Here is a 4,296-nt window from a genome sequence, read left to right as displayed (position 1 = left end):
ACCCCCCCCCCCCCAACTGGGCCAAATCGTTGCTGATCAGCTGGAAAACGGCGGCGAAATCACTCTGCCAGGTATCGGCAAGCTGAAAGTGACCGAGCGTCCTGCCCGCACTGGCCGTAACCCTTCGACTGGCGCTGCCATCGAAATCCCGGCCAAGAAAGTGATCAAGCTGGTTGTGGCCAAAGGCCTGACCGACGCTGTGAACAAGTAAGACGCAACAATAAAAAAACCGTGCACCGGAGTGATCCGGGCACGGTTTTTTTGTGTCTGCGATTTGGTGAAGCATCGCCCTTGTAGGAGCTGCGGCACGCTGCGATCTTTTGATTTTGTTTTCAAGATCAAAAGATCGCAGCGTGCCGCAGTTCCTACATGGGGTCAGTGAGCAGTTTTAACGGGTCCAGCGCTCGCGGCGCCAGATCTGCTGCTCGGACTTGGTCTGGAAGGTCCAGGCAACGAAGCGGCTCTGCTTCTGGCCTTGAGACATTTCCACCACCTGGCTTTCGAGGACACCGGCCTTCTTCAGGGCGGTTTCGATGGCTGGCAGGTTCGAAGCTTTCGACACCAAGGTGCTGAACCACAGCACTTTGTGCTGGAAGTTCGCGCTTTCGGCGATCAGTTGCGTCACAAACCGTGCTTCGCCACCTTCACACCACAATTCAGCCGACTGCCCGCCGAAGTTCAGCACCGGCAGTTTACGTTTCGGGTCGGCACGGCCCAGGGCGCGCCACTTACGCTCGCTGCCTTTGGTCGCTTCGTCCATCGAGGCGTGGAACGGCGGGTTGCACATGGTCAGGTCAAAACGTTCGCCCGGTTCCAGCAAGCCGATCAGGATGTGCTTGCGGTTCTCCTGCAGGCGCAGCTGGATAACCTTGTTCAGGTCGTTGGACTGGACAATGGCTTTGGCAGCGGCCACGGCCGTCGGGTCGATTTCCGAGCCAAGGAAGTGCCAGCGGTATTCGCTGTTACCGATCAGCGGATAAACGCAGTTGGCGCCCATACCGATGTCCAGCACGTTGATGATCGCACCGCGCGGTACCTTGCCATCGTTGATGCTGGCCAGCATATCAGCGAGGAAGTGCACGTAATCGGCACGCCCTGGAACCGGCGGGCAGAGGTAATCGGCCGGAATGTCCCAATGCGCAATGCCGTAGAACGACTTGAGCAACGCCCGGTTGAACACCCGCACCGCGTCCGGACTGGCGAAGTCGATGCTTTCCTTGCCGTACGGATTGATGATCACAAACTTCGCCAGTTCCGGCGTGGTCTTGATCAGCGCCGGGAAGTCGTAACGACCCTGGTGGCGGTTGCGCGGGTGCAGGCTGGCCTTTTCACGCGGTTCAACGGCTTTGGCCGGGGTCGCGGAGTCAGGCTTCTTGCGCGCAGGTTTGGGTGTGCGAGGGGCGTTCATGGGCGTGATCGATTCGGGTATGGCTGAAAGTGGCGGGTATTGTCCCACATCCAGACCTTTTGAACCCAATTGTGACAAACACCATCATTTCTTGTGGGAGCGAGCCTGCTCGCGAAGGGGCCGTATCAGCCAGTATTGATGGTGAATGACAGACCGCTATCGCGAGCAGGCTCGCTCCCACAGGGGGATAGGGTGTTTGGGATAATGCAGAGGGCACAAAAAAGGGAGGCCTTTGTGGGCCTCCCTTTTTCAGTGCGATTTGCCGTTACAGGCTGGCAATCCGCGCATGCTGCTCGGCCAGTTTGCCCAGAGCCTGTTCGGCTTCGGCCAACTTGGCGCGTTCCTTCTCGATGACTTCGGCCGGGGCCTTGTCAACGAAACCGGCGTTCGACAGCTTGCCGCCAACGCGCTGGACTTCACCCTGCAGACGCAGGATTTCTTTGTCCAGACGCGCCAGTTCAGCGCCCTTGTCGATCAGACCGGCCATTGGCACCAGCACTTCCATCTCGCCAACCAGAGCGGTGGCGGACAGTGGCGCTTCTTCGCCGGCAGCAAGAACGGTGATCGATTCCAGACGCGCCAGCTTCTTCAGCAGCGCTTCGTTCTCGGTCAGACGACGCTGGTCTTCAGCGCTGACGTTCTTCAGGTAGATCGGCAGTGGCTTGCCCGGGCCGATGTTCATCTCGGCGCGAATGTTGCGCGTGCCGAGCATCAGGGTTTTCAGCCACTCGATGTCATCTTCGGCGCCCTGATCGATGCGCGCGTCATTGGCCACCGGCCAAGGTTGCAGCATGATCGTCTTGCCTTCGATACCGGCCAGCGGCGCGATGCGCTGCCAGATTTCTTCGGTGATGAACGGCATGAACGGGTGCGCCAGACGCAGCGCCACTTCCAGTACGCGAACCAGCGTGCGGCGAGTGCCACGCTGACGCTCGACCGGAGCGTTTTCGTCCCACAGCACAGGCTTGGACAGTTCCAGGTACCAGTCGCAATACTGGTTCCAAATGAACTCGTACAGCGCTTGCGCAGCCAGGTCGAAACGGAACTGATCCAGTTGACGGGTCACTTCGGCTTCGGTGCGTTGCAGTTGCGAGATGATCCAGCGATCCGCCAGCGACAGCTCGTAGGCTTCGCCGTTCTGGCCGCAGTCTTCGCCCTTGTCCAGAACGTAACGCGCAGCGTTCCAGATCTTGTTGCAGAAGTTGCGATAGCCTTCAACGCGGCCCATGTCGAACTTGATGTCGCGACCGGTCGATGCCAGCGAGCAGAAAGTGAAGCGCAGGGCGTCGGTGCCGTAACTGGCGATGCCTTCGGCGAATTCTTCGCGGGTCTGCTTCTCGATCTTCTTCGCCAGTTTCGGCTGCATCATGCCGGAGGTGCGTTTCTGCACCAGCTCTTCCAGCTCGATACCGTCGATGATGTCCAGCGGGTCAAGGACGTTGCCCTTGGACTTGGACATCTTCTGGCCTTGGCCATCACGTACCAGACCGTGAACATAAACGGTCTTGAACGGTACCTGCGGCGTGCCGTCTTCGTTCTTCACCAAATGCATGGTGAGCATGATCATCCGGGCAACCCAGAAGAAAATGATGTCGAAGCCAGTCACCAGCACGTCGGTGGAGTGGAATTTCTTCAGGAATTCGGTCTGCTCAGGCCAGCCCAGCGTGGAGAAGGTCCACAGGCCGGAACTGAACCAGGTGTCGAGAACGTCGTTGTCCTGTTGCAGCGCAACGTCCGGGCCGAGATTGTGCTTGGCACGAACTTCCGCTTCGTCGCGACCGACGTAGACTTTGCCCGACTCGTCGTACCAGGCCGGAATCCGGTGGCCCCACCACAGCTGACGGCTGATGCACCAGTCCTGGATGTCACGCATCCACGAGAAGTACATGTTTTCGTATTGCTTAGGCACGAACTGGATGCGGCCGTCTTCAACGGCTTCAATCGCAGGTTCTGCCAAAGGCTTGGTCGACACGTACCACTGGTCGGTCAGCCACGGCTCGATGATGGTGCCGGAGCGGTCGCCCTTCGGTACTTTCAGGTTGTGATCGTCGACGCTGACCAGCAGGCCCGCGGCGTCGAACGCAGCAACGATCTGCTTGCGCGCTTCGAAACGCTCCAGACCTGCATATTCGGCCGGAATCGCGCCGTCGATGGTGTCGTTCAGCGTACCGTCGAGGTTGAACACCTGGGCCGCAGGCAGCACGTTGGCGTTCTTGTCGAAGATGTTCAGCAGCGGCAGGTTGTGGCGCTTGCCGACTTCGTAGTCGTTGAAATCGTGGGCCGGGGTGATTTTCACGCAGCCGGTGCCGAATTCAGGATCGAAGTAATCGTCGGCGATGATCGGGATGCGGCGGCCAACCAGTGGCAGCTCGATAAACTTGCCGATCAGGGCTTTGTAGCGCTCGTCGTTCGGGTTAACGGCGACGGCGGAGTCGCCGAGCATGGTTTCCGGACGGGTGGTCGCGACGATCAGGAAATCGTTGCCTTCAGCGGTTTTCGCGCCGTCAGCCAGCGGGTACTTCAGGTTCCACAGGAAACCTTTCTCGTCGTGGTTTTCCACTTCGAGGTCGGAAATCGCCGTGTGCAGCTTGGTGTCCCAGTTGACCAGACGTTTGCCGCGATAGATCAGGCCGTCTTCATGCAGGCGCACGAAAGCTTCTTTGACCGATTCCGACAGGCCGTCGTCCATGGTGAAGCGCTCGCGGCTCCAGTCTACGGACGAGCCGAGGCGGCGGATCTGACGGCTGATGTTGCCACCGGACTGATCTTTCCATTCCCAGACTTTCTCGAGGAATTTCTCGCGGCCCAGATCGTGGCGATTCTGGCCCTGAGCTTCGAGTTGACGCTCCACCAGCATCTGCGTGGCGATACCGGCGTGGTCGGTGCCC

Annotated in this window: 3 protein-coding genes; 1 reads left to right on the top strand and 2 read right to left on the bottom strand. The window is 59.3% G+C overall.

All coding sequences use genetic code 11. The features are described 5' to 3' along the window. Positions 1 to 211, top strand: a 211-nt coding sequence (locus ACIOZM_RS27925) for an HU family DNA-binding protein (protein WP_401219972.1), incomplete at its 5' end; no start/stop codon positions are given. Positions 212 to 388: 177 nt separating this feature from the next. Here ACIOZM_RS27925 and rlmF read toward each other — a convergent pair. Together rlmF and ACIOZM_RS27915 are read right to left on the bottom strand one after the other, a co-directional pair. Next, positions 389 to 1,408, bottom strand: a complete 1,020-nt coding sequence (gene rlmF, locus ACIOZM_RS27920) for a 23S rRNA (adenine(1618)-N(6))-methyltransferase RlmF (RefSeq protein ID WP_401219969.1) — start codon at positions 1,406 to 1,408, stop codon at positions 389 to 391. 265 nt (positions 1,409 to 1,673) lie between these two features. Continuing rightward, the coding region (locus tag ACIOZM_RS27915) for a valine--tRNA ligase (RefSeq protein ID WP_401219966.1) at positions 1,674 to 4,296 on the bottom strand (2,623 nt) is incomplete at its 5' end.

Source organism: Pseudomonas sp. NPDC087346, from assembly GCF_044744235.1.
GTDB lineage: Bacteria > Pseudomonadota > Gammaproteobacteria > Pseudomonadales > Pseudomonadaceae > Aquipseudomonas.
This window is presented reverse-complemented; position numbering and strand designations above follow the sequence as displayed.